Annotated in this window: 24 protein-coding genes and 2 pseudogenes; 11 read left to right on the top strand and 15 right to left on the bottom strand. The window is 42.2% G+C overall.

Annotated features, from left to right (window positions below; genetic code table 11):
• A partial coding sequence (locus tag ACFE93_RS02675) for a DUF1565 domain-containing protein (protein WP_375471894.1) occupies positions 1-959 on the bottom strand: 959 nt, incomplete at its 3' end.
• Between the two features lie 257 nt (positions 960-1,216).
• Between ACFE93_RS02675 and ACFE93_RS02670 the strand changes: the two genes are divergently transcribed.
• The gene (locus tag ACFE93_RS02670; RefSeq protein WP_375471893.1) at positions 1,217-1,990 is read left to right on the top strand and encodes an AIM24 family protein; all 774 of its coding nucleotides are present in this window, start codon (positions 1,217-1,219) and stop codon (positions 1,988-1,990) included.
• A 228-nt stretch (positions 1,991-2,218) separates the two neighbouring features.
• On the opposite strand, the gene ACFE93_RS02665 is transcribed toward ACFE93_RS02670, so the two are convergent.
• Positions 2,219-4,600, bottom strand: a complete 2,382-nt coding sequence (locus ACFE93_RS02665; RefSeq protein WP_375471892.1) for a phosphoketolase — start codon at positions 4,598-4,600, stop codon at positions 2,219-2,221.
• A gap of 173 nt (positions 4,601-4,773) precedes the next feature.
• Here ACFE93_RS02665 and ACFE93_RS02660 point away from each other — a divergent pair, with 173 nt between their 5' ends.
• Positions 4,774-5,103 (top strand): hypothetical protein, encoded by a 330-nt coding sequence (locus tag ACFE93_RS02660; RefSeq protein ID WP_375471891.1) that lies wholly within the window; start codon positions 4,774-4,776, stop codon positions 5,101-5,103.
• Positions 5,104-5,190: 87 nt separating this feature from the next.
• On the opposite strand, the gene rimM is transcribed toward ACFE93_RS02660, so the two are convergent.
• Positions 5,191-5,922, bottom strand: coding sequence for a ribosome maturation factor RimM (gene rimM / locus ACFE93_RS02655; RefSeq protein ID WP_375471890.1), 732 nt, complete (start codon positions 5,920-5,922; stop codon positions 5,191-5,193).
• A 14-nt stretch (positions 5,923-5,936) separates the two neighbouring features.
• Complete coding sequence (locus ACFE93_RS02650) at positions 5,937-7,220, bottom strand: valine--pyruvate transaminase (protein WP_375471889.1); 1,284 nt, start codon at positions 7,218-7,220, stop codon at positions 5,937-5,939.
• 322 nt (positions 7,221-7,542) lie between these two features.
• On the opposite strand from ACFE93_RS02650, the gene ACFE93_RS02645 reads away from it, so the two are divergent.
• The gene (locus ACFE93_RS02645; protein ID WP_375471901.1) at positions 7,543-8,655 is read left to right on the top strand and encodes an S-(hydroxymethyl)glutathione dehydrogenase/class III alcohol dehydrogenase; all 1,113 of its coding nucleotides are present in this window, start codon (positions 7,543-7,545) and stop codon (positions 8,653-8,655) included.
• Positions 8,656-8,883: 228 nt separating this feature from the next.
• On the opposite strand, the gene ACFE93_RS02640 is transcribed toward ACFE93_RS02645, so the two are convergent.
• Together ACFE93_RS02640 and ACFE93_RS02635 are read right to left on the bottom strand one after the other, a co-directional pair.
• Entirely contained in the window at positions 8,884-9,525 is a 642-nt protein-coding gene (locus ACFE93_RS02640; protein ID WP_375471888.1) for a hypothetical protein, read from the bottom strand.
• A 269-nt stretch (positions 9,526-9,794) separates the two neighbouring features.
• Positions 9,795-9,995: pseudogene (locus ACFE93_RS02635) on the bottom strand (GTPase); the annotation flags it as partial.
• Here ACFE93_RS02635 and ACFE93_RS02630 point away from each other — a divergent pair.
• Entirely contained in the window at positions 9,969-10,100 is a 132-nt protein-coding gene (locus ACFE93_RS02630; protein ID WP_375471902.1) for a hypothetical protein, read from the top strand. The pseudogene ACFE93_RS02635 and the gene ACFE93_RS02630 overlap by 27 nt on opposite strands.
• Here ACFE93_RS02630 and ACFE93_RS02625 read toward each other — a convergent pair.
• The 4 genes and pseudogenes from ACFE93_RS02625 to ACFE93_RS02610 all read right to left on the bottom strand — a co-directional run bounded on the left by ACFE93_RS02625 (position 10,092) and on the right by ACFE93_RS02610 (position 14,095).
• The gene (locus ACFE93_RS02625; protein ID WP_375471900.1) at positions 10,092-10,466 is read right to left on the bottom strand and encodes a response regulator; all 375 of its coding nucleotides are present in this window, start codon (positions 10,464-10,466) and stop codon (positions 10,092-10,094) included. The two genes, ACFE93_RS02630 and ACFE93_RS02625, sit on opposite strands and share 9 nt — an antisense overlap.
• A gap of 72 nt (positions 10,467-10,538) precedes the next feature.
• Positions 10,539-10,865 (bottom strand): annotated as a pseudogene (locus ACFE93_RS02620) (sensor histidine kinase); the annotation flags it as partial.
• Positions 10,866-10,886: 21 nt separating this feature from the next.
• Positions 10,887-11,771: a histidine kinase dimerization/phospho-acceptor domain-containing protein gene (locus ACFE93_RS02615; protein ID WP_375471887.1), complete on the bottom strand. Its 885-nt coding sequence runs from the start codon at positions 11,769-11,771 to the stop codon at positions 10,887-10,889.
• Between the two features lie 419 nt (positions 11,772-12,190).
• A complete protein-coding gene (locus tag ACFE93_RS02610; RefSeq protein ID WP_375471886.1) occupies positions 12,191-14,095 on the bottom strand; it encodes a GTPase family protein in 1,905 nt (634 codons plus the stop codon).
• Between the two features lie 252 nt (positions 14,096-14,347).
• On the opposite strand from ACFE93_RS02610, the gene ACFE93_RS02605 reads away from it, so the two are divergent.
• The 3 genes from ACFE93_RS02605 (at position 14,348) to ACFE93_RS02595 (ending at position 16,063) form a co-directional block, all read left to right on the top strand.
• Positions 14,348-14,641 (top strand): DUF433 domain-containing protein, encoded by a 294-nt coding sequence (locus ACFE93_RS02605; protein WP_375471885.1) that lies wholly within the window; start codon positions 14,348-14,350, stop codon positions 14,639-14,641.
• Positions 14,638-15,012, top strand: coding sequence for a DUF5615 family PIN-like protein (locus tag ACFE93_RS02600; RefSeq protein WP_375471884.1), 375 nt, complete (start codon positions 14,638-14,640; stop codon positions 15,010-15,012). Before ACFE93_RS02605 ends, ACFE93_RS02600 begins: the two co-directional genes overlap by 4 nt.
• Before the next feature lie 82 nt (positions 15,013-15,094).
• Entirely contained in the window at positions 15,095-16,063 is a 969-nt protein-coding gene (locus ACFE93_RS02595) for an AbiJ-NTD4 domain-containing protein (protein WP_375471883.1), read from the top strand.
• A 154-nt stretch (positions 16,064-16,217) separates the two neighbouring features.
• Here ACFE93_RS02595 and ACFE93_RS02590 read toward each other — a convergent pair whose 3' ends face one another.
• The 4 genes from ACFE93_RS02590 to ACFE93_RS02575 all read right to left on the bottom strand — a co-directional run bounded on the left by ACFE93_RS02590 (position 16,218) and on the right by ACFE93_RS02575 (position 20,200).
• The gene (locus tag ACFE93_RS02590) at positions 16,218-17,309 is read right to left on the bottom strand and encodes an AI-2E family transporter (protein WP_375471882.1); all 1,092 of its coding nucleotides are present in this window, start codon (positions 17,307-17,309) and stop codon (positions 16,218-16,220) included.
• A gap of 177 nt (positions 17,310-17,486) precedes the next feature.
• On the bottom strand, positions 17,487-18,920 hold the full coding sequence (locus ACFE93_RS02585) for a bifunctional orotidine-5'-phosphate decarboxylase/orotate phosphoribosyltransferase (RefSeq protein WP_375471881.1): 1,434 nt from the start codon (positions 18,918-18,920) through the stop codon (positions 17,487-17,489).
• Positions 18,921-18,944: 24 nt separating this feature from the next.
• Entirely contained in the window at positions 18,945-19,544 is a 600-nt protein-coding gene (locus ACFE93_RS02580; RefSeq protein ID WP_375471880.1) for a cytochrome b/b6 domain-containing protein, read from the bottom strand.
• A 464-nt stretch (positions 19,545-20,008) separates the two neighbouring features.
• Positions 20,009-20,200 (bottom strand): hypothetical protein, encoded by a 192-nt coding sequence (locus ACFE93_RS02575; RefSeq protein ID WP_375471879.1) that lies wholly within the window; start codon positions 20,198-20,200, stop codon positions 20,009-20,011.
• Positions 20,201-20,339: 139 nt separating this feature from the next.
• On the opposite strand from ACFE93_RS02575, the gene ACFE93_RS02570 reads away from it, so the two are divergent.
• Positions 20,340-21,830 (top strand): SIMPL domain-containing protein, encoded by a 1,491-nt coding sequence (locus ACFE93_RS02570; RefSeq protein WP_375471878.1) that lies wholly within the window; start codon positions 20,340-20,342, stop codon positions 21,828-21,830.
• Between the two features lie 280 nt (positions 21,831-22,110).
• Complete coding sequence (locus ACFE93_RS02565) at positions 22,111-22,956, top strand: helix-turn-helix transcriptional regulator (RefSeq protein WP_375471877.1); 846 nt, start codon at positions 22,111-22,113, stop codon at positions 22,954-22,956.
• Between the two features lie 52 nt (positions 22,957-23,008).
• Here the strand turns inward: ACFE93_RS02565 and ACFE93_RS02560 are convergent, their stop codons facing one another.
• Entirely contained in the window at positions 23,009-23,500 is a 492-nt protein-coding gene (locus ACFE93_RS02560; protein ID WP_375471876.1) for a GNAT family N-acetyltransferase, read from the bottom strand.
• 256 nt (positions 23,501-23,756) lie between these two features.
• Between ACFE93_RS02560 and ACFE93_RS02555 the strand changes: the two genes are divergently transcribed.
• A complete protein-coding gene (locus ACFE93_RS02555) occupies positions 23,757-24,194 on the top strand; it encodes a DUF6640 family protein (RefSeq protein WP_375471875.1) in 438 nt (145 codons plus the stop codon).
• Positions 24,191-25,015: a nickel/cobalt transporter gene (locus tag ACFE93_RS02550; RefSeq protein ID WP_375471874.1), complete on the top strand. Its 825-nt coding sequence runs from the start codon at positions 24,191-24,193 to the stop codon at positions 25,013-25,015. The genes ACFE93_RS02555 and ACFE93_RS02550 overlap by 4 nt, the downstream gene beginning before the upstream one ends.
• Positions 25,016-25,082: the final 67 nt, after the last annotated feature.

The raw sequence follows: 25,082 nt of genomic DNA, 5'->3' as shown, positions 1-25,082 counted from the left end.
TATGTTTGTTTTGGAGTTTGTGTTGCAGTTGTCGTTTGAGTTGGAGTTGGTGTTGGAGTTGGAGTTGGTGTTGGAGTTGGAGTTGGAACCGAACTATCTGCAAACTCTATGTTTCCGGTAACTTTAGACGCATCTATTTTATTTCCTAGAGAAATCAGCTTGTTGGAACTGACATTTTGCAAATCAAATTTACCGTTATTGCGTAGAGTATTGCCCCCTGGATTATTGGTACTGCCGATATCCGGTAGAGCAGTTCCAATCACTGTAATCCCATCATCAGTATTATTTTCACTAACATTATTACGTAATACGGGACGGGCACTACCAGAGATGACAATCCCAGAACGGTTTTCATAAATTCTGTTATCTCGAAGGATGGGTGATGCAGTATCACTAATGGCAATGCCAAAACCTGTTTTGAAGTAGGTATTATTTTCAATTTGACCTTTAGAATTTTTAGCGATCGCAATTCCATTAGCTGCATTCTCACTGAACACATTACCTAAAACAACTGGATTAGCATCGCCTGTAGCAAATACTCCCTCCCGCTTATTGTTGATGAAGGTGCTATTAGCAACAGTAGGGGCAGTTGATTCAATCCAGACACCACTACCACGACTAGCCAAATTTGTTACAGTCACTCCCCGCAGTTCAGCTTTATCCAGCAATACAAAAGTGACATTCTGACCAGCAAAAGTACGACTCAGGTAATTACCACTTCCTTCAATCAAAATGCCATTACCTTTATTGGTTTCATTACCCACCACTGTCACACCAGATGGAATTGTCAACGGAAAGACTTCACCGCTAGCAGCATTGTAATTACCATCTGCCAGTTGAATCTTGGTATTAACAGTAGCTACCTTGAGGGCTTGCGTAATAGTTTTGAAGGGAGCTTGTTGAGTACCTGGGTTAGTATTGCTACCTGATACTGAATTTACGTAAAAAGTTTGAGCCATATTTATACTTTCATAAAATACATAGCTATCCTAGCGCTAACCATGAAAGCAAGTAGTATTTGATGCATTAAGTAACTTTAAGTACTTCTCATTCCGAAATGAAAAAATTATGCAAATACTTTTAAAAGTGTTATATCTGTAAAGTTTGTGTTGATGCTTGATAGTGCAAGTTATGTACTGCTTACGGTAATCTCGTTAATAATGTCACTATAGGCAAGATCAGTGATTTTCCAAAAAACCATCTACGAGATCGTACTATGTCTGACTTCAACAGTGAACCGATACCAGAATTGAGAAATCCCCAACAAACCTTTCATTCCGGTGACTTAAATTTAAGAATAGAGGGAGAAGTAGTACCTGTGGTAGATGTCCATCTAGGACAACAGCAATCAATTTACTTTGAACATCATATTCTACTGTGGAAACATCCCAATGTTCGGCTTGGAGTCAAAGGTTTAAAAGGGGCAGCCAAGCGGTTCTTTGCTGGACTGCAAATTTTCATTAGTGAAGCACATGGCCCAGGAAACATCGCTTTCTCTCGTGAGGCACCAGGACAGATTGTAGTGCTGCAATTAGAGCGTGGACAGACAGTGGATGTACGCGAACATCAGTTTTTGTTAGCTACCAGTAATATTGAGTACAGTTTCTTTTTCCAACGAGGACTGGCGAACCTCTTTTTTAGTCGTAGTGGCGGATTATTTATCGATCGCTTTATTGGACAGCAACAAGGGGGGCTGCTTCTAATCCACGGTTACGGCAATGTTTTTGAAAAGTACCTTGCTCCTGGAGAGGTGTTAGATGTAGAACCAGGGGCATGGCTGTGGAAAGACTCATCAGTCAAGATGGAAACGGTAACGGCCTTGCAATCTAGTGGCGGCATTTTAGGAGCGATTGGGGTGATGCTCGGCGGTATCTCATTTACGCTTAACCGCTTTATTGGTCCTGGTCGCTTGGGGTTACAATCTATGACTTATCACCCTCCTGCATCTGAGGGAGCAACTCAAATCGCTGGCAGCAGTAATTTAGGTTAGGGAATTCCAAAAAATAAATTATCTAATTTCTGGACTTCTTACAATTTTCCTTCTCCTGCTAAGAATTCCCCTGCCTTGCGAGCGATGGGATATTTTTTATTTGGAAGTCCCTTAAATCTATGAGCCTACATTAATGACAGGTGATAAAAAGAAACAAGGGAAACAACAAAGACAAGGGAGAAGATTTTATCTTATCCTCCTTGTCTCCCTTGTCTCCCTCATCCCCTTTTAATACGGCCACTTCCAGTCGCGAATTTCCGGCATATCGTCGCCGTACTTATCAATATATTGCTTGTGTTCGATCAATTTATCTTGCAGATGCTGCTTGACATAAGCTGCCCTATATCCTAACTTGGGTACGCGCTCAATTACGTCCATCACTAAATGGAAGCGATCGAGTTCGTTAAGAACAACCATATCAAAGGGAGTGGTGGTAGTTCCCTCTTCCTTGTAGCCGCGCACATGCATCTGATCGTGGTTAGTATGACGATAGGTTAAGCGATGAATCAACCAGGGATAGCCATGAAAGGCAAAGATAATGTGTTTATCGGTGGTGAAAATCGTGTCAAAGTCTTTTTCGCTCAAACCGTGGGGATGTTCGCTTTTTGGCTGTAGTGTCATTAAATCGACTACATTCACCACCCGCACCTTTAAATCTGGGAAGTGCTGGCGCAGAATATCCACAGCCGCCAAGGTTTCTAAGGTGGGAATATCTCCAGCACAAGCCATTACTACATCTGGATCGCCGTCTTGATCGTTGCTTGCCCATTCCCAAATGCCGATGCCTTTGGTGCAGTGCTTGATGGCAGCATCCATATTGAGGTATTGCAATGCTGGTTGCTTTCCAGCAACGATGACGTTGACATAGTTGCGGCTTCTCAGGCAGTGATCGGTTACTGATAGCAAAGTGTTGGCATCGGGCGGCAAATACACGCGAACGATTTCTGCTTTTTTGTTAACTACATGGTCAATAAAACCGGGATCTTGGTGGGAGAAGCCGTTGTGGTCTTGTCGCCAAACGTGAGAGGTGAGTAGGTAATTGAGGGAAGCAATTGGTTTACGCCAGGGAATATGTCTGGTTGTTTTCAGCCATTTGGCGTGCTGATTGAACATGGAGTCAATGATGTGGATGAACGCTTCGTAGCAAGAGAAAAAGCCGTGGCGTCCTGTGAGGAGGTAGCCTTCTAACCATCCTTGACAACAAGTTTCGCTGAGAATTTCCATCACCCGACCGTCGGGGGAAAGGTGGTCATCTTCGGGGAGGATCTGGGCTACCCAATCCCGGTCTGTGACTTCTAACACAGAACTTAAGCGATTCGATACCGTTTCGTCTGGGCCAAGGATGCGGAAGTTGCGCCTTTCTTGGTTAAGTTGCATGATATCCCGGAGGAAAGTTCCGGCAACTTGGGTAGCTTCAGCGATCGCTTGCCCTGGTTTGAGAACATCTACGGCATACTTTTGAAAGTCGGGTATCTTCAGGTCACACAGTAAGATACCGCCGTTAGCGTGGGGATTGTCGCCCATGCGTCGATGACCTTTGGGAGCCAGTTCTGCTAGTTCGGGAATCAGTTTACCGTTGCTGTCGAAGAGTTCTTCTGGTTTGTAACTCTTCATCCAATCTTCTAGGAGTTTCAGGTGTTCTGGCTGTTTGGCTATGTTTCCAAAAGGAACTTGGTGCGATCGCCAAGAACCTTCAGTTTTTTTGCCATCAACTTCCTTGGGCCCTGTCCAACCTTTGGGGGTTCTCATGACAATCATCGGCCACTGGGGACGTTCAGTGAAACCATGTACGCGGGCTTCCCTTTGGATACTTTGAATTTCAGCGATCGCTATATCTAGAGTCGCCGCCATCTGCTGGTGGACATCTGCGGGATCGTCACCTTCAACAAAGTATGGCTTGTAACCGTAGCCTACAAATAGGCTTTCTAATTCCTCCTGGCTAATCCGTGCCAGTACTGTTGGATTAGCAATTTTATATCCATTCAAGTGCAGAATCGGCAGTACAGCCCCATCATGCACGGGGTTCAGAAACTTGTTAGAATGCCAGCTAGTCGCTAAAGCACCTGTTTCAGCTTCGCCGTCACCGACAACAGCAGCAACAATTAAGTCGGGATTATCAAAGGCAGCACCGAAAGCATGGACGAGGGAGTAACCTAGTTCACCGCCTTCGTGGATTGAACCAGGGGTTTCCGGTGCAACATGGCTGGGAATACCACCAGGAAAAGAGAATTGTTTGAAGAGTTTCTGGATTCCTTCAGCATCCTGGGAGATGTTGTGATAATACTCCGTGTAAGTGCCTTCTAGGTAGGTGTTGGCTACCAGTCCAGGGCCTCCATGACCGGGACCAGCAATGTAAATTGTATTGAGGTCATATTTTTTGATGACCCGATTCAGGTGAGCATAGATAAAGTTCAGTCCTGGTGTTGTTCCCCAGTGCCCTAAAAGTCTGGGTTTGATGTGTTCCAGCTTTAGCGGTTCTCTGAGTAGCGGATTGTCGAGTAGATATATCTGCCCAACCGAAAGATAGTTAGCTGCACGCCAGTAAGCGTTTATCTTATGTAATTCTTCTTCTGTTAAAGGCTTTGTTTGTGGAGGACTGGCTAATGTCATTTCGACACTCCATTACAAAATGATTTTGACGGATTCAGCAGTATGTAATTTTACTTATTTTCAAGATGATGGCCATCTAACCGATGATGAATTTTTTCAGCCTTCGTGACTAAATTCCTTGCTTCTGGGCACAGGATGGAGAGCGATGTCTACGACGGGCTACACCTACGCTATTGATTAATCCTATCAATCGGCATTTTCTTTATCTAGAGCTTTCTGTACAAATTTTTGCAAGTTATTATGACTTACGCACATTCTGCTTAATTCAAGAAATTATTGAATTGCAGTTTGAAAAAAAATTAGATACCGACAAGATTGATAAATTACACTCTGAATTCTCCAAAAATCCTGTTTGCGATCGTTTATTGAAACAGATTATTTTGCGCTATTGTTATATGCACGATATAGGATTTAAGCATCGTCAAAAACTAGCGAATATATTTAATATTCCAATTCAGGTACAGCGTTCAATTTTGATTGCATCAAAGACAACTCAAGATTAGTTTGTTGCCCACACAAAAATGAAATGCTGAAATCCCCTTGAAGTATCCAGTACAGCAAAACTAGCTAGAAGCAGATCGAGGAATAACCTAATTATTAATTTCCAATAAGCCAGGTGGTGGTGTAATTTCAATGCGACCAGATAGCAAGTCTACTACTGGTGCGATCGCTTCCACAAATGGAATCAAAACAGTCTTTTGCTTTTTGTCATTTGTCATTTGTCCTTTGTCAGTAATAAATGATTCATGCAACTTGACTTCTAACAAATCATTGCCAGCGGGGATGATATCTACCACCGTACCCACGAGTTCGCCAGATGTTTGCATGAAAACTTCTAAGCCAATCAAATCGAGGACATGATATTCATCTTCGCCTAATTGGGGGCGATCGCTTGCTGGCACCATTAACTTACAACCGCGCAAAGCTTCCGCCTGATCGCAATTTTTCACACCAGCTAATTTGATCGCATACAAGTTTTTGTTACTGATATAACGTCCTGTTAATAATTCGATTGGTTGTGGTTCTGTGCCATCTAAACGCAACAACCAACGTTTTCCTGGCACCTCAAATCTTTCAGGAAAGTCAGATACAGGATAAACCTTCAATTCTCCAGACAATCCTTGAGGGGAAACAATCTTACCAATTTCTAACCAATCATCGAGATTGGGGGCTGGGGATTGGGAACTAGGGGCTGGGGATTGGGTATTTTGAATTTTTGAATTTCCTCCTACTCTCTTGCCCCTCTGCTTCTCTGCCCCTCTGGCCCTCTGCGCCTCTACGCCTCTGCTCGCTATCTCTTTGTTAAGTTCTTCGTGTTTCATTTCTATTTTCCCTATTAGGCAGTCACCGCAGCACCTTTATAAGCTTCTTCAGCGACTTTTGCTAAACGTTGCATGGCAGTGACAATTTCCTCATCGCTGCCTGTAAGGCTGATGCGGAAGCATTGGTGTTTGTGCGCCCACTCTTCCTCTAAACCGGGGAAGAAGCTACTTCCTGGGACAATAATCACACCTACTTGCTTAACTAGCTGGTAAAATTCCCAATCACTGATGGGTAGATCCTGTAACCACAACCAAGCAAAAATTGCTCCTTCACCGCGATGCAGGAACCAAGGTAAATCCTTGGGCATCGCTTGTTCTAAGCTGGTTTCTAAAACGGTAAATTTATTTTGGTAAAAGGGACGGATGACAGTGTGAGAAATTTCCACTAAAGCACCAGAATTGATTGCATAAGCTGCGATCGCTTGGCCGTAACGTGAAGAATGGAGACTCATATTTGCTTGGAAACACTCTAGCGCCTCAATCCACTTTTCATCCCCAATAGCTATACCAATCCTTTCTCCTGGCAATCCCGCTTTTGATAAACTCATGCAGTGTAAGATATTATCACCAAACACTGGTGTCATTTCGGTAAAGTTCAATGCTGGGAAGGGAGGCGCATAAGCCGAGTCAATTAACACGGGCACATTGTAAGGTGCAGCAAGGGCAACAATCTTTTTCACCTCATCATCCGTGAGGACATTGCCAGTGGGATTACAGGGGCGAGAGAAGAGGACACAACCTGTGTTTTCTGTAATCGACAGTTGGCTGAAGTCGGGGCGATATTTAAATCGGTGGGCAGCTGGATCAATATCAAGAGTCGGTTTGTGGGCGATTAAGGCTTTTGGAACTAAGCAGATACCGCCGTAACCTGTGTAGTCAGGGCTGAGGGGTAAAACGATTTGTTTTAACTCACCGCTAGGGGTGTAACCACCGAAGGTATTGGCAGCGTAGAAGTAGAGGGTTTGACTACCGGGGGTGATCAGGATATTGCGATCGCTTAAGTTTAACCCATAGCGTTTGTTGAAGTCGTTGGCGATCGCTTCAACAAATGGTGCATAGCCCTGACTTGACCCATAACGGCAAACTACCTCGCCATATTCTGGACTAGCCAAAAGCTGTGCAGTACAATCCCGCCATAATTGCTCTACCTCTGGCAAAATCAACGGATTACCAGCACTCAAATTAATAAAATGCTGCCCTGCACCCGCTCGTAATGTCTCGATAATATCCTTCATGATTGCTCTGACGCCTGTCAGGTTGGACATTTGAGCGCCAATTTGAGTTAGGGCAGGGTTCATAAGCTGTGACAAAATATATTAATTTAGGGGTGGACAAATTATTTGGGGGTTGCTGCTGACATCCAGTTTACATTGTTGTCAAAACAGCTGTTGCCGCCTTTAACCAATCTAGCTAGAGAATGATATTTTAACAAAGTAATATTTATCGTTATAGTGGCGATCGTGCTTAGTAAATATGATGAAGTAATACAAAAGTTTATCATGCGTTCAATATTTATGAGGGGACAAGGGGACAAAGGGTGAGAATTTGCAACAAGTCTTTCTCCTTGTCCCCAATACCCAACGACAAATGACAAATGACAAAACTAAACAGGAGCGCTGAATATTACAAGTTAAAGCAGCAGTAGCTTACAGTGCAAATAAGCCGTTGACGATTGAAACCGTTCAACTATCGGGACCACAAGCCGGCGAAGTGTTAGTTGAGGTGAAAGCAAGCGGAGTTTGTCATACCGACGCTTTTACCTTATTGGGTGACGATCCAGAAGGTTTATTTCCGGCTATTTTGGGACATGAAGGTGCTGGTGTGGTAGTGGAAGTAGGCGCTGGTGTCATCAGTCTCAAACCAGGGGATCATATAATTCCCCTCTACACTCCCGAATGTCGCCAGTGCGAATATTGTTTGAGTTTCAAAACTAATCTCTGTCAAGCCATTCGCCTAACTCAAGGACGCGGTGTTATGCCCGATGGCACTAGTCGCTTTAGTATTGATGGGCAGATAATTCATCATTATATGGGTACATCCACTTTTGCTAACTATACGGTGCTGCCGGAAATTGCTTTAGCAAAAATTCGGGAAGATGCTCCCTTTGATAAGGTTTGTTACATTGGCTGTGGTGTGACTACTGGTATTGGTGCAGTTATCAATACTGCCAAGGTAGAACCTGGGGCAAATGTCGTGGTTTTTGGTTTGGGTGGTATAGGCTTAAATGTCATCCAAGGAGCGCGGATGGTAGGGGCCAATATGATTGTTGGGGTAGATATTAATCCCAACAAACGCGCCTTGGCACAAAAGTTTGGTATGACACACTTTGTTAATCCCCAAGAAGTACAGGGTGATTTAGTTCCCTATCTGGTTGATTTAACAAAAGGCGGTGCTGATTACAGCTTTGAATGTATCGGTAATGTTAAATTGATGCGTCAAGCATTAGAATGCTGCCATAAAGGTTGGGGTGTGAGCGTGATTATTGGTGTTGCTGGTGCTGGACAGGAAATCAGTACTCGTCCTTTTCAACTAGTAACTGGGCGCGTTTGGAAAGGTTCGGCATTCGGTGGCGCTAGAGGACGTACAGATGTGCCAAAAATTGTTGATTGGTATATGGAAGGTAAGATAAATATTGATGATTTGATTACCCATCTGATGCCCATTGAGCAAATTAATGATGCTTTTGAATTGATACACAAAGGTGAATCAATTCGCAGTGTGGTGACTTTTTAATTCGTAATTCGTAATTCGTAATTGGTAATTTGTGCCTGATGCTTACGCAGACAGTCCTGTTTCAAATAAGATTTAAATCTCTACCTGAAACAAAAGCGATGTCTGGGACGGGCTACGCTTACATTATCCAACTTTTTCGCTGCAAAGAAGGCTAAAACTATTATGCCATAATAGTTTTAGCCTTCTTTGCAGTCAGAAATCAGTACCCACAGCTTCAGGCGTACTGCTTTAACCCAGATGAGTAAGGCTATATTTACGCTTCAATAGCAAAGCTGCGCCTCCAACGCCAATAGCTAATAAGCCTAGTACAGAATCAGACTCTGGGACACGTACAGCTCGAAAACTAATTATCGGATCACTGCTAAGAACCTTGCCCGTTGGGGGATCAACCAACTTAATGTCAGTAGCTGTGAAGTAGGAAAGTGGGTTAGTGGAAAGTACGGGTAGTTCTGAAAGATTACCTAAGTACTGTACGTCAATCCTAACTGAACAGTAGTAGTCAGGTGCTGTTAGGCATCCGGCTGGAGAAATAAGACCACTATTAACTCCTATGCTATTAGGAGCAAAAGGAATAGATGGAAAAACACCGAAATCACCACTGAGGTTGCTAAGACTTCTAGATGGTGCTGAGAAAGTGAAGTCAGAAATAGCACCTGGGTATGAAATCCCTTCAGTAAAAGATCCACTAGGGTTGGTAAATAAGGCTGGGTTAGGATCGCGGGCAGTGTCCGTGTCTAAGATAAATGTTCCTGTTCCGCTGCTTTTGGTAGTGAAGTTAAACTCTAGTAGGGCAGCTTCAGCTGGAAGTGTAGGTACAGTTGCCATAGCTATAAATGCCACTCCAAGAGCAGCCATAGATAGTCTTCGCATACTCATTTATTTGCTTTTGGTAAAGATAGTCGGATTTTAAACTAACTCTAAGCTAGTATTTTTACTGATTTGATAAATTTTTGATGAAGAATGCAACAAAAGTGTAATCGACTAAGACTTTTGAGGGTAATCAACCTGCTTATACCAATTCTATGTGAGCGTGCATAGAATAGTGTTTTATTTAGCAAGGATTTCAGGCAGATCATTCTGTGCATCTTCATACAGAATTGGTATTAAGTCGAGGACATTAATTCCTCAATGCAGACAAATTATTTGGCGATCGCTAGATAATACTCAAATCGCTCCCGGAGTTGTTCAACCATCAGATTTTGAGTCCAATACTCCACTAGGGCGTGACCAAATGCCCAGGCGTTGCGATCGGGTGAAGCGGAGTTTTCCAGCAGTAGCGGCCAGAGGGATAGCAACTCAAAGTTGAGGGGGTTATGGTTGGCTGTATTCAAGAGCGAGAAAAAGCATTAGAATGCTGCCATAAAGGCTGGGGTGTCAGCGTGATTATTGGTGTTGCTGGTGCTGGACAGGAAATCAGTACTCGTTCTTTTCAACTGTCAACTTGATAATACTCCATCAAAGTATCGATCAATTTCTGTCGTAAGTATTTCAAAGTCCACAGGCTTGGTCAAGTGGCATTTAAAACCAGCCTGAAGCGCCAGATCCCGATCCTCCTGGCCACCGTAGCCGGTGAGCGCAATCAGAATTGAGCGACTAAATTTGGAGTCTTTACTCAGTTCCTGTGCAACGGTGAATCCATCCATCTCAGGAAGTCCGATGTCACAAATAATCACGTGAGGCTCAAACTCCCTTGCAGTTTCTACCCCTGAAATTCCATCCTTGGCAATGGAAACTTCATGCCCAAAGTATTCAAGTACTGCTTGTAATGTTACGGCTGAATCCTCGTTATCTTCGATGACTAAAATCTTCAACGATTTTTTAGCCGCTTCTGTAATCTCTAGGTCGTTGTCCAAGGCTGTAATCTCTTCGCATATAGGGAGAGTGACTTTGAATTCTGCTCCCAGATTAATCCCTCTACTTGAGGCTTCAACACTACCACCATGAAGTTCCACAAGACTTTTTACTACCGAAAGTCCCAAACCTAGCCCGCCCCGCGAACGATCTAAACTGCGATCGGCCTGGGTAAACGGCTCGAAAAGTTCTGGTAATATTGTCGGGTCTATCCCTATGCCTAAGTCTCTTACAGATAAGACCGCTACACTACCTAAGCCATTCTCACCTGGAATAACTGAGAGATCCACCCAGATCATCCCATCTGGCTTTGAAAACTTTAAGGCATTATCAAGAAGATTCCCAAAGATTTGGAAGAAGCGAGTCGAGTCAACATAAGCTCACACGGGTGTGTTTGGCAGGTCTTGTACTACGTTAAGATTCCATCTCTTTATTGCTTGTGCATGATCGTTGAGACTCTGGCAAACCAATTCCACCAAATTAACTTTCTTAAGGTTTAATGAAACCTTCCCATAAGTGATGGATGATACGTCGAGTAACTCATCGATTAATTTCGAGAGGTGCTTAATCTGGTGTTGCATCCTTAAAACTGTTTCCCCGACTATGCCAGTCTCGCCTAGCTTTAACTTGAGTAGCTGAACGCTGTTGGAAATGGGGGCAACAGGATTTCTCAACTCGTGAGCTAGCATCGCAATAAATTTGTCTTTAAGGGCGTTTTGGCTCGTCAGTTTCTGGAAAAGTTGAACATTAGCGATCGCAACTGCCGTAGTGTCAGTCAAAATCTCAAGCATTCCGATCTCTTGAGGCGTGGCTAGGTGTCGTGTACTCCAGTAAGCTCCGATCGCACCCAGTGGATCAGAAACCCGAATCGGAACCATCACTAAACTTTTGACAAAAGTCACTTTATAAGCATCAATAGGAATTCGTGCATCCTGGTAAATGTCCTCAATTACGGCTGCTTTTTTATTGAGCATTGCCCAACCGGAGATGCAAGACTTGAGCGGAAAACGCATACCTTTCCAAAGTGGCCCAATGGCGTTTTCATCTACATAGTGGCAACATTCACCATCTTGCAATACAAAAGTTACTCCATCAGCATTTGTGAGATCGCGAGCAGCTAAACGCACAATCTCAATAATTTCCTCAATAGTCCGTACACAAGCTAAATCCTTCACGACCGAAAGCAGCCTGTTGTAAGACGAAATGCTATAGCTCTGATCTGAATTCTGTTCTTGAAAGATGGAGATGTCTAATGTATTTTTCATAAATAACTCCAAACAAAAGGGATGTCTATATAAAAACTCACGTAAAGCGGGTAGGTTCAGCAGACACCTACTCTCAATCGTAATTTTACACTTTGATCTTAGATTACAATCTGTTAGCGCATTTTTACTTTTCCTTATATAGTAGGACTTACGCAATAACTCTTTGAAACTCTCATTCCTTTGCGTCCTTTGCGCCTTTGCGGTTCGTTTTTCCATTATTTTGCGTAAGTCCTGATAGTATGAAATTCTTCAAAAGTGCTAAATAAATATTCGCAATTTACTTTTATTTACTAATGCAACTTTTGGTGTTTAATCTACGGGGGTTACGTAGCAGCTTAAACTCGTTATTTAGGCGTAGTATTTGCAAGAGATCGAAGATGCGTCACAATTTTTCCTAGACATTGCCGATCGCAGGCAAATTATTTGGCGATCGCTAAATAATACTCAAATCGCTGCCCAAGTTGTTTAACCGTTAGATTCTGAGTCCAGTACTCTACTAGAGCATGACCAAATGCCCAGGCGTTGCGATCGGGTGAAGCGGAGTTTTCCAGCAGTAGCGGCCAAAGGGATAGCAATTCAAAGTTGAGCGAGTTGGGGTTCAAGAGCGAGAAAAGTTCATATCCCATTTGCAGTTTGCCAATCACAATCGGCAACTGTTCTACGGGAATTTGCTCCGCCAGCATATATGCTAAAGCTGGAGATCCGGTTGAGAGGGTAGAAACAAACTGAAGGACGGGACTTTTGAGCAATGCCGTTAATCCTTGTGTTGTCGTCATCTGGAAGGTGTAGTGGTCGATGATTTTGGCGGCGGCGACGATGCGGGCTTCTAGATTACGCAAAAAGCGGGCGAGACGGAGTTGCTTGGTAGGTGCGATCGCATCGACTAATCCCAACGATAGCGCCTCCACACCCCAAGCAACCCGACTTGTTTTGCTGTCACTTGTAACCACAGGTAGAACGAGATTACAGAATTCTCCCAGCAGTCTGGCGCGATACTCAGTGGCTTCGCGAATGGCAATTTCTTTGGGACGATCGCCCCATTCCCAATCATAAGGTGGTTGCCACTCGCGGATCGGACGCAGACGATCTACCTGGGTGACGATCGCGATCGCAGGTAAATCTGCAACTTCTGCTTTGATGTCTTGCAAAAAGTCCACATCCATTTGCAAGGCAGGATCGAGGGCAGGGGTAACTAACAGCAGCAAATCTGCGCTGATAGCATAATCAAGCACTAGATTTCGGAGATCGGCACGGTTGACTTGTTCATAACCAGGTGTGTCCCAAAGCGTCAGGGTTTCCCCAGTTTGAGTCTGCCATTGATAATTCTGAATGCGATCGGTACTGGGTAAAACATCAACGGCTGCGAGATCCGCCTGAAATAGGGTGTTAATCAGGCTACTTTTTCCCGATCCCGTGCGCCCCACCAGCAGAATATTTACAGGTTTTTGCTCAACCGCCTTGGCTGGTTGGGCTTGAGTCAAGATTTCTCGGAGTGTTTGAGTTTTTGCCTTGGGTAAAGTTGGTGTGGAAACTACGGTTGCTGGAACTGGGCTACGTCCGTAAAGTGCGATCGCCTGTCGGCATAAGTTTCTCAGGGCAGCTTCCCGGAATAACTGACTCAAATTCCCCAATAATTGCTGAGTTGCTTGGTTACTGAAACCCTGACTGGCTTGTTTTGCCACCGCCGCCACCGGATTTAAGATCCACTGTGCCCAGTTCCAAGCTTTCCAGAATTTCCGAGCCGATGGCTCCAACTTCCGGTAGACCTCATATCCTTGATATGCTTGTCCAACCGTTACCTGATTGAGGACAGGGGATAACTTTTGCATCCACCGATCCATATCATCCACCGTTCCGCGAATCAGCCCGTAAGCTTGGGGGACGTAAATGTTCAACAGGGGATATTGAATCTGAGGATTGTAGATATGAGCGATCGCTACCACTAAATCTTGGCATCGCGTCCAAAAAGTTTGCCAGTCTTCCCAAATCGGGCGATCGCTTTGTGCTGCTTGGAGAATTTCTTGAAGGGCGGCTTCTACAAGCTTTGTGGTGTCACTTCCCACAGGTCGCGCTACTGTATCCTCTGCTGGCGATTCCAGTTCTTCACGCACTTGAGTTAATACAGCTTCTACTTGGTTAACAGCTGGTTGAGTCCATTTGACTAGCAGCCAACGCCAACCAACGAATAAAACGGTGAATACACCCCAAATCCAATTAATGCCCCACGCATGAATTTGTGAACCGGCAGACACCAGTAAGAAAATAATGATAAACGCGATCGGAATTGCTAAGACAACCCACTGCCACAGTTTTAATCGCACCATTGCCCCATACCTGCTTTGAAATGTTGAGAAATTCGAGTTTTTGCAAAAATTACTCTTATAAAAAGTCTATCGTCTTCAATGCAGGCAGGATGTTTGGTATTCTGGGATTAATGGTAGACTCCTAATTATTAGGGATAAATGTTTTATTTTGCTGTAGGTAGCTAAATAAACAACTGGATATTTATATTTCTAGATTAGAAGAAGTTTAAAATTGCTCAGTTGCCTATGAGAGCAAAATTTAGTAAACAAGCTATGCAAACAATTACCGACATTGGCACGCTGATTGTCAGCACACCTGGAACCTGTGGTGGTCGCCCTCGGATTGCGGGACACCGGATTACGGTACATAATATTGCGATCGATTTCAACGCAGGCATGAAACCGGAAGAGATAGTTGTCCAAAGACCACAGCTAATGTTGGCACAAATTTATGCAGCGCTAGCTTACTACTATGCTAACCAGGAAGTAATTGACACGGAGATTGCCGCAGAAATTGAAGAATACGACCGTTTGGAAGCTGAATACACGGCGGCGAACAGACAGTGAGCCAAATTCGTTTGTATTTAGATGAGGACAGTGTTGAGAAGTCCCTAATCAAAGCTTTCTCTAATGCAAACTTGGATGTTGTGACAGTGGCCGATGTGAGCAGGCAGAGCTATTCTGATGATGAGCAGCTAATTTGGGCAACAGGGCAAGGGCGTGTTATCTATAGCTACAACCGAAGAGACTTTTGCTGCTTACATAACGAGTTTTTAGCCACAGAAAAAAATCATGCTGGCATTATCTTGTTGCAGCAACAACGCTATTCCGTGGGGCAACAGTTACAAGGGTTGCTCAAGCTGGTTGCTACTCACTCGGCTGAGGAGATGGTAAACCAACTGATATTTTTAAGTGCTTATATTGATAAAAGCTATTAGACCACTGTCAGCGTTTTAATTAATACTAGGTTTCATTGGTAAGACTGCTATCTTAATAAAGATATCCTTGAAGTGATCTCGTATGTCATCAGCTAATTGTAAGGCAATAACTAAATCTGGAGAAAAATGTAAGCTCAAAGCTAATTCTTCTGGATACTGTCATATACATGATCCTGAAAAAATTGCTGAATATGAGGCGAAGCAACATTTACCTGAAATGTTTGCAGTTGAGGTTTCAGCCAAGACCTTTAGCCAACGACGAGGCTTGAAGCCAATATCTGAGATTATCCAAATTGATAGTATGAATGATGATCTACGCAATTCCCTTTGGAATGTATTAAGTACAAATTTCTTTTTACAATACTCAAAATTCGTGCAAGTAGGCATTGTAACACATATAGATGTTTTTATTAAATTTCTTTGGGATAAATATTTTAAGTATCCTTTGGATAACTTACCTACAAGACCAAGAGAATCTGTAAACTGGTTATTAAAATATTTTCAAAATTGCCAATGGTATGAAGTTTACGACTTTCTTGAGATTACAATCAACTATTTCCAATCTCCGAAACTTGTAGAAAATATAAACTTTGTATTAGAAAGAGAACTGGCAGGTTATAGATTTGTCGGAGGTGTATTCACAGATATCACCAATGAGCAAGAAATTGAAATGCTTGAGCAAGCAGTAGATGATAAAAACTTTCCTGCTGTATCCACCCATTTGAAGCGCTCCCTTGCTTTGATGAGCGACAAGGAAAATCCTGACTACAGAAACTCTATAAAAGAATCTATTTCCGCAGTTGAAAGTCTTGCAAAAGCTATTACTGCAAAACCAAAGGCAACTTTAGCAGATGCTCTGAAGGTTCTGGAAGTTTCTCACAATTTACATCCCGCTTTAAAAAATTCATTCTTAATTTTGTATGGATATACAAGTGATGAGGGAGGCATCAGACATGCTATGTTGAGTGAGCCTGATCTAACTATTGCTGATGCAAAGTTCTTTTTACTTTCATGTACGTCTTTCATAAATTACCTGAAATCGAAGATTTAGAACGTGATCGCTTTTTAATTAGATATTAGGAGATAAGGAGCGATCGCCTTTGGCTGTCTACGCAATTGTCTTCGATACATTCAGCGATCGCAAGCAACAATAAAGATAGCGATCGCTTGCCATAAAACCTAAAATATTAGTAATGTTACACTTTTCATTGCGATATTGATTCTTCTACTAACAATTCTGATGCTGCTTCACTCTCACCCACGTTATCAGATTTGGAAAAACCATCTGCTACATCTTTGATAAAACCAGCTACAGGTACCGCAACTAGTAAACCCAAGACTCCGCCAACATTGGTTCCTACAAGCAAAGCAACTAATACCCATATTGGTCTAATGCCAGTAAATTTACCTAATAAACGCGGTGCGATCGCCTGATCGATTACCTGATCGATGACAACAGCTACCGCAAAAACCTTAGCTGCTAGCCAAAAGTCATGTGACGCTATTATTAAAGTTATTAAAACTAGACTGACAACATCACCAAAGGGAATTAAGCTCAAAAGCCCAACTCCTAAACCAAAGAGTAAACCAAACTGGACTTGAAAACCTAAAAACAATAATGTTATTGAAACACCCATCAGCAAAGCCAAACTTCCCTGACCTATTAAGTAATTTTGGAAGTTTTGCTGAATAGACCGGCTTATCTGCTGGGCAATATTTCCAGGTAACTTCTTAAATATTAACTCCCAAATTCTTGGGCCATCTAACAACAAGTAAAAAGTTATAACTACTGTGATTAATGCTTCAGAAATACTATCAATTGTATCTATGATAATACTTAACAGCTTATCTGAAATAAACTCTATTTCATTAGGTAGTTGGTGATTAATTTGTGCTAATACCTGACTTAAATTCACATTTAATTGATGTTTAAAAAACCAATCATTGACAATCTGAAGTTTTTCTTCGCTAGAATCAATCCATTGGGGAAAGACTTTAACCATTTCATTAAATTGCTCTAAAACAATGGGCACTAAAGTGATACCTAGAGCCACAACAATTACCAATGCTAATATAAAAACTAATGCTACTGCATAGCTGCGTTTAACTCTCCGCTGTTGGAGAATCGAAACAGGATAGTTTAAAACGAATGCAAGCAAGGTAGCCAATACAAGAATTGTTACCACAGGTTGAAAGTTTTTAACCAGCAAAAATGCTAGCCAACCATTGAGAAATACTAGCGGAAATAACAGCGTAAAAATTAACCATCTAAGTAATTGATTCAGTGAAAAATTCATAATTAATTTCAAAGCTAAAATTATTCTATTTACACTACTCAGCACTCTTCATTAGATTTAACCGAATCATCAAATCTGCTCAACAGGAAGTAGACAATAAAAATTTTCCCTCAGTACAGACACAACTCATCGCGTCTTTCCCAATTTTCTATTTCCTACTCCCCATTATTCTAATTACTAACTTTCAGTGAAAGCTAAAAATTGCTCCTCATTTATTCGCCCTGCTTGATAGAGAGTATTAGTAATTTCCGAAATAGTTAAAACTGCATGACTGCGATAACCATTTTGCTGTAACCTATCTTTCACCCCCTGTTCATGATCGATAAATACCACAATATCATTAACCTTTAATCCAGCTGATTCCAACTTTCCTGCTCCTTCCATGACACTTTTGCCGCTAATGAGAATATCGTCAACCACTACAACTGTTTCACCAGTATGAAAGTTACCCTCAATTACTCTTCTAGTTCCGTGTGCTTTCACCTCTTTACGCGGGAAAATCATCGGACAATGAAGGCGCAAAGCTAAACCAGTCGCAGTAGGTAATGAACCATAAGGAATACCTGCTAATCTATCAAAATTCAGGTTCTTCAAAATATCCTCATAAGCTGTGAGAACTTGATTAAAAACTTGGGGATTGGAAATAATTTTGCGTAAATCGATGTAATAAGGAAATATCGCTCCTGATGCTTGGACAAAACTGCCAAACATAATGCAGTCAATATCATAAAGTTGTAAAATCAAATCTTGATGGGGGTGCTGATTTAGAAAACAAACATCAGGAAACCACACAGAACAAGTAGAGTTTTCGTGAATAATTTCAATTTTGATTTGATTAATTTCTGCACGTAAAGACTGGACTTCCTCTGATAATTGTGTATTTCCCAACATATCTTGAGGAACAGGAATCAATAAACCATCACCATTACTATTCAAGCCAGCTTCTAAAATTTGCTTCAGATTTTGACCCTCCGCCCAGATACTACGCGCCATAATAATTCGTTCAGGTGCAACTGCTCGAATAAGTGCTAAAACTTCAGGATTTGTAGTTCCCACTTCCAAACCCAATTGTTCTGGAGTTCCCCAGGTTTTTGATTCTTTTACTACCTGTAAATAAAGGGGTGATTCGTTTGTAGGATACTGCTGTAAAGTTTCTGCACCTGGATTAGAAGTACAGCATAAAATAAACGCCGCTTTATCAGGATAGACTAAAAAAGGTGCTACGTGATCTTGTCCTGTATAGGGACTGAGAGTAATTGCATCCACTTGCCATTTTGTAAACACAGTCTGGGCAAAGATGGTACTAGTATTTAAGTCACTGTGTTTGGCATCTAAAATCACTGGGATATGGACTGGAATAGCTGCTAAAGTTTTGTACAGCAGTTCTAAACCAGGAATACCTAACGCTTCGTAAAAGCCAAATGTCGGTTTATAAGCACAAATGAAATCAGAAGTTTCTGCAATAATGAATTGTAACCACTTTTCCAAACCAGCGATCAGTTCTTCAGATTCGTAACGCTCAGGCATCATCTCTGGATTTGGATCGAGTCCGACAAATAGTAAGCTTTGATTTTCCAAGATATTACGATTCAATTTATCAAAAAAGTTCATTTTTTTAGTTTAAAAAAATATTGTTTACCAAAACATTGATTCTGTTAATTCAGTACCACCAGCCTGACGCCCTAACCCTGAGTGAATTACTACAAATAAGATAATCATTGGCACTGAGGCAAAGTGAACAATTCGCAATGCTTGCCAATCGCCGAATAAATCCACAATCCAGGGAAATTGAGCAGGTTTATACATTCCTATCCCTGTAAATAATGCCAGCAGCAAAATGGGAATAATTGCTGTATAAGCAATCCGATGCCAAGCATAAATTAGGCGTTGGGAATTTTGAGTTTTTTGTAATGCTTTGAAGTCATTAGCACCTACAAAGCGATATCGCCAGCGTCGGGTAATTAAAATGTAAATTCCATACCACAACAGATTCAGCGAAAATAGCCACATTGCTGCAAAATGCCAGTGTCTACCTCCTGCAAGCCAACCTCCTAAAGTAAATACCAAAGGAATGTGCAAACCTGCACGTCCACCAAAAACAGGGTTAGCGTTGTAAATTTGTAGTCCACTGGTGAGCATGATAAATAGACTAATGATGTTACAAGAGTGGAAAATTTTGGCTCCTATTGCTTGAGTGGGTCGCTTTCGAGTTAAAGAGGGAACGTTAGAAGTCATAAATTTTGACTGATAAAATTTGCTGTTTATCTGTCTTGGGTAAATAGCCCAGCAAGTTTGGAGGTGGGCATTGCTTATCTTTATTTTCTCATCATTAGATTCAGTATTTTGACATTGATGGTCTCCATCTACTGTTTTAATTGTCAGTTTAGGTATGGCTAGGGTTGTTATAACTGGAGTTTAGACTAAATATAAATGAGGGAAAAAAGGGGTCAAATTGAATACAGTCTCCCAATTGGCACAAGCTAAGGAAGAATCACCGACTCTTACCTGCCAGTATGAAACTTGCCAGACTAGAAGAATTACGTTAAGTAGCTTATCAACATTTAGCTAGAACCAAAGATGCTACCTTTGAATTAATAGATGCGATATTGTTGAATCGAAATGCTTATTGCCTACCAGATTTTGAGTATCTTGTAACCGTTGTTTTAAACTTGTGCTTTCAGCGATTACCGTATCTGTTTCTAGCTGGGTTCGTTGTTGTCGTAGTAAAGTATTTTTCTATACTTGTTGTTTAATAAAGCTAGTTTATCCCGTTGTTGTTGCAATTGCTGTTTTTTATCCGAGGGGTATATCGCTTTGTAACCCACGGCAAACAGTACAGGATTGCTCTTTCTTGGTGGAATGGGGTTTTCTGACAAACCTAGAGTTGTCAAATTATCAGATTTTGGCTGGCGAATATGAGAGCGTTTTTTATCCAGTATGTATTGGTGATAAACACGGTTTACTTTTCAGACATCCTTTAAGATTAAAACATCAATAGATATCAAACATCATTTAAACAAGGAGAATAAGATGGCTAACACAGCTAATCTCACAGGTGTGAGAAACTTGGGTGTTGCGATCGCCGATCCCCTGATTGGTAGCACTACTCCAAAAACTACTCAGATATTGGAAGTTACTGGTCAAGGAGAGGTCAGCGTTGCCACTACTTTAACTGAGGTGCAATTGGGGATTAAAGTACAGGGAAAAACTGCAAATGAAGTTCAACAAGCAGCTGCTCAACGTTCAACAGCAGTAGTTGATGTGCTGCGAAACCTTGGGGCGCAAGAACTTCAAACTACATCTATTCAACTAAATCCTGTCTATAGCTATGAAAATAGTACTCAAACCCTAACCGGCTTTGAAGGTCTCAACACACTTCAGTTTGAGTTACCAACAAATCGAGCTGGGGCAGCAATTGACAAAGCGATCCAAGCAGGCGCAAATGTAATAGAGAATATCAGCTTCACTGCCTCAGACCAAGCATTGCAGCAGGCACGTCTGCAAGTTCTCAGCGAAGCTGTTAAAGATGCCCAAGCTCAGGCTCAGGCTGTTTTTAGTACCTTACAGTTAACCCCTGGAGAGATTATTAAAATTGATATTAACTCAGATGACAATCCTAGACCATCTCCCTTGGTGTCTAATCTAGCAGCAGATAGGGTTTTGGCAACAGCTGCTACAACTCCTATCATTGGTGGTCCTCAGACGATAGAAGCTAGTGTTTCTCTAGATATCGGTTATTCTCCAAATTCAGTAGGGACTCTCGGTTCGGCTACTGATAATCTTACAGGTGTGAGAAATTTGGGTCTGGCGATCGCCGATCCCCTGATTGGTAGCACTACTGGAAACACTGCTCAGATATTGGAAGTTACTGGTCAAGGAGAGGTCAGCGTTGCCACTACTTTAACTGAGGTGCAATTGGGGATTAAAGTACAGGGAAAAACTGCAAATGAAGTTCAACAAGCAGCTGCTCAACGTTCAACAGCAGTAGTTGATGTGCTGCGAAACCTTGGGGCGCAAGAACTTCAAACTACATCTATTCAACTAAATCCTGTCTATAGCTATGAAAATAGTACTCAAACCCTAACCGGCTTTGAAGGTCTCAACACACTTCAGTTTGAGTTACCAACAAATCGAGCTGGGGCAGCAATTGACAAAGCGATCCAAGCAGGCGCAAATGTAATAGAGAATATCAGCTTTACTGCCTCAGACCAAGCATTGCAGCAGGCACGTCTGCAAGTTCTCAACGAAGCTGTTAAAGATGCCCAAGCTCAGGCTCAGTCTGTTTTTAGTACCTTGCAGTTAACCCCTGGAAAAATTATTAAGATTGATATTAACTCAGATGACAATCCTAGACCATCTCCTCTGGTGTCTAATCTAACGGCAGATAGGGCGTTTGCGATAGGTACTACAACTCCTATCATTGGTGGTCCTCAGACGATAAAAGCTAGTGTTTCTCTAGATATCGGTTATTCTCCAAATTCAGCAGGGACTCTCGATTCAGCTGTTTATGGATTGCAGTAATCTGCTTAGAGGATGTTTTAAAAGTCCCAGAAGGTATAATTTTGCCGTTCGACCCTTTTAAAACATCCTCTTAATCAGGACTTATGCAACTGTCACAAGCACGTGGCGCAACTACACCGCGTCACATGCTATTCTCATCAGTGGTGTAGGTGCTGACTTTTTCCTTTTAGATTCCTTGGAACAACACCAAATAAAATGTGAGCGATGCCTGCGGCGGGCTACGCCTACGCACTCTCTGGAATGGCATTGGTGCAAAGAGCGATCGCTAATTGGACTGATTATGAAGGAAACATGGATTTCTGAGCGCCGGATAATTCAATTGCCCGGATTAACTATTGATCGCCATATCTCAGCACCGAAGGAACTTGAATTCACTGGATGCAACCATCATCTGCTTTGTCTTTTGTTAAGCGACCATAATCAACAAAAAATCACTCACATCGGCGAACAAAAATTGGAAAAACCTCAAGTCAAAGGAGATTTCTGGATTTGTCCTGCGAAGATGTCGGGGGTTTGGGCGTGGGAGAGTACTGATGAATCGTTGACGTTTCTAATCGATCCACTGTTTTTGTCTCGAATGGCAGAAGAAGTTGGGGGGCTGAATGAAAACAAAGTTGAATTGCTCAGTACAGTAAGTGCCCACGATCCACAGATTGAAGCGATCGCTCGTTTGTTTCAAGCAGAATTTGACACGGGTGGAATCGGTGAACATCTTTATGCCGAATCACTGATACAGGTGTTGATAATTCACTTGCTGCGACAATATTGTGCATTTTCACCAAAAATGCAGCCCGATGTGGGAGGTATGCCTAATAATCGACTTCAGCCAGTGTTGGACTACATCCACAGCTATTTGGATCAACCGCTGCATCTAGCTGAACTGGCAGAAATTTTGGGCACGAGTCAATATTATTTTTGCCGATTATTTAAGCAATCAATAGGTGTTGCGCCCTATCAATATGTGCTTGGGCAACGAATGGAAAAAGCTAAAGAACTATTGCAACAAAGAAAATATGCGATCGCAGAAATTGCTTTGCTTGTTGGTTGTACAGATCAAAGTCGTTTTACAAGACATTTTAAAAAATATGTCGGAGTCACACCCAGGATGTTTTTAAGGGAAAAGTAAAATAGGTACATCTAGAAATTTGAGAAGTTCTAAATAATCAGGCAGTAATTCTTTACTGATTGCTGTAACAGCAGTTTGCTCGCAATAAAACTATAAATTGCATTCCATCACTCCGTCGCTCAAAGCATTGCTGATGATCGAATCCCAATTTCTGCCATACCCGTATCGCACGCTTATTGAATGCTGCGATCGTCACCCGAAAAGCTTTTGGTTTAAATAAACTGTCGGCAAATTCCAATACGGCATTGGCATACTCAGTACCCTTTCTTCGTCCGGTCAAGTCAGGGCGAATTCCCATGCCAATATCCAATGCCCAATCGCGGTAATTACCACCAGTAACCTGTCCATCTTGTCCAAAAGAACAGTAAGCTACCAACTCGCGATTTTCATCCATAATGCTGTAGAAGTTATTCTGGGGGTTAAGAATATCTTGTAGTAGATTAGCTTCTTCCTCTAAGTAGTTGTATAAATCATAGGGTGGCTCATACCGCCAACTTAGGATAGCGCGTGCGTTAGTCTCGTCGATTAGGTGAAATGCGAACATTACTGACTGTGCTGTTTGTACTGCCCTTATACTCTTCTACCCCTAACTTTAAGCTTAGTAGAATTCTGCAATACTAACTGCATAGGCTAGCAAAAACCGTAGGCATCACAAGAATGATCTAAATCATGATTACGATATAGCAAGAAAAGTCTATCGTTTATCCCTTAGCACGCTGTACCTTGATTTGTGGGATCTACGGCTGATGAACCCACAAACCAACGAAACTTATCAACTAAGGGTATAGCAAAAACAATTTATGAGAAGAATTAGTCGAATTTTGCTTTCGATTGTTCTCGTCAGCACTGCTGTAGTTTCCGTAGCAGTCGATTGGAACGCGACTCATCTCTTTAACTCCGAATGGCATCCCCATGCTAAATTTCATGATGCAGTGATGCTGTGGTTACTCAGTGGTATGAGTATTGTGGCGCTGTGGTTACTATGGCGACGAACAACCGAACCCGATATCGGTTACACCGTGGCAATGTTAGTGCCTGTCATCTTCTGGTCGCCCTTTTTCTTTGTGACGCTAGTGATTCCTGGAACTAGTTTGCAAGCCGATCTGAAAGAACCTCCACCAATCATAGGCGGTATTCCCATTTATCCTAATGTCGTCGTTGCGACAGTCAGCGTTATTTTGGCGTTGATTGGCTATGGTTTGTACCGTGCTTCAAAGTTGGAAGCGAGTAGTTTATGAACAGACCGATCCTGATTTTAGGTTTGGCATTGCTAGTTAGTTTCCTGCCGAGTCAATCAGCCGTGGCTCACATTGGACATGGTAACTTTTTGATGCAAAATCTGGCTCAGATGACCCTCTCTCCATCTTTAATGTTCAGTGGTATCGGCATCGCCTTGGTGGCTGGAGCCGGACACGCTCTTTCACCTGGACACGGAAAAACGATGGTAGCAGCATATCTCGTTGGTTCACAGGGTACTCCTCAGCAAGCAGTTGTGCTGGGGTTGGTGACAACGCTCACTCACACAATCAGCGTTTTTGCACTGGGTATTTTAGCGTTATTATTATCTCAATATATTTTACCAGAGCAATTGTATCCATTTCTCAGTTTACTGAGCGGATTGATGGTCTGTAATGTTGGTTTTTGGTTACTCGATCGCTATCTCAACCCTACACCAGAGCATCATCATCATACTCACGATGATTCCGATCGTCATCACCACACTCACAACGATCGCCATCATTTTGCCAATTCTCAAATTACGTTACAGTCTCTTTTAACTTTGGGAATCGCTGGTGGTCTAGTTCCTTGTCCGTCAGCGCTGGTATTATTGTTGAGTGCGATCGCACTTCACCAAACTGCATACGGTTTAATCTTAGTGTGTGCATTCAGTGTAGGATTAGCAATCGTACTAGTAACCATTGGTTTAGTGATTATTTATGCTCACCAATGGCTAAAGGGTTTTTCATGGGTTCAACCATTGCAGCAGTATACGCCAATAATTAGTGCGATCGCAGTGATTATTGTAGGAAGTGTACTAATGGCTTTTGCTGTAATTTAGGTATAAAAAAGATAAGATTAAATCTATCGAACTCAGGTATTGTGAATGCGAAGGCCGCCTTGTTAAT

It is taken from the genome of uncultured Nostoc sp., from assembly GCF_964247315.1.
GTDB lineage: Bacteria > Cyanobacteriota > Cyanobacteriia > Cyanobacteriales > Nostocaceae > Nostoc.
This window is presented reverse-complemented; position numbering and strand designations above follow the sequence as displayed.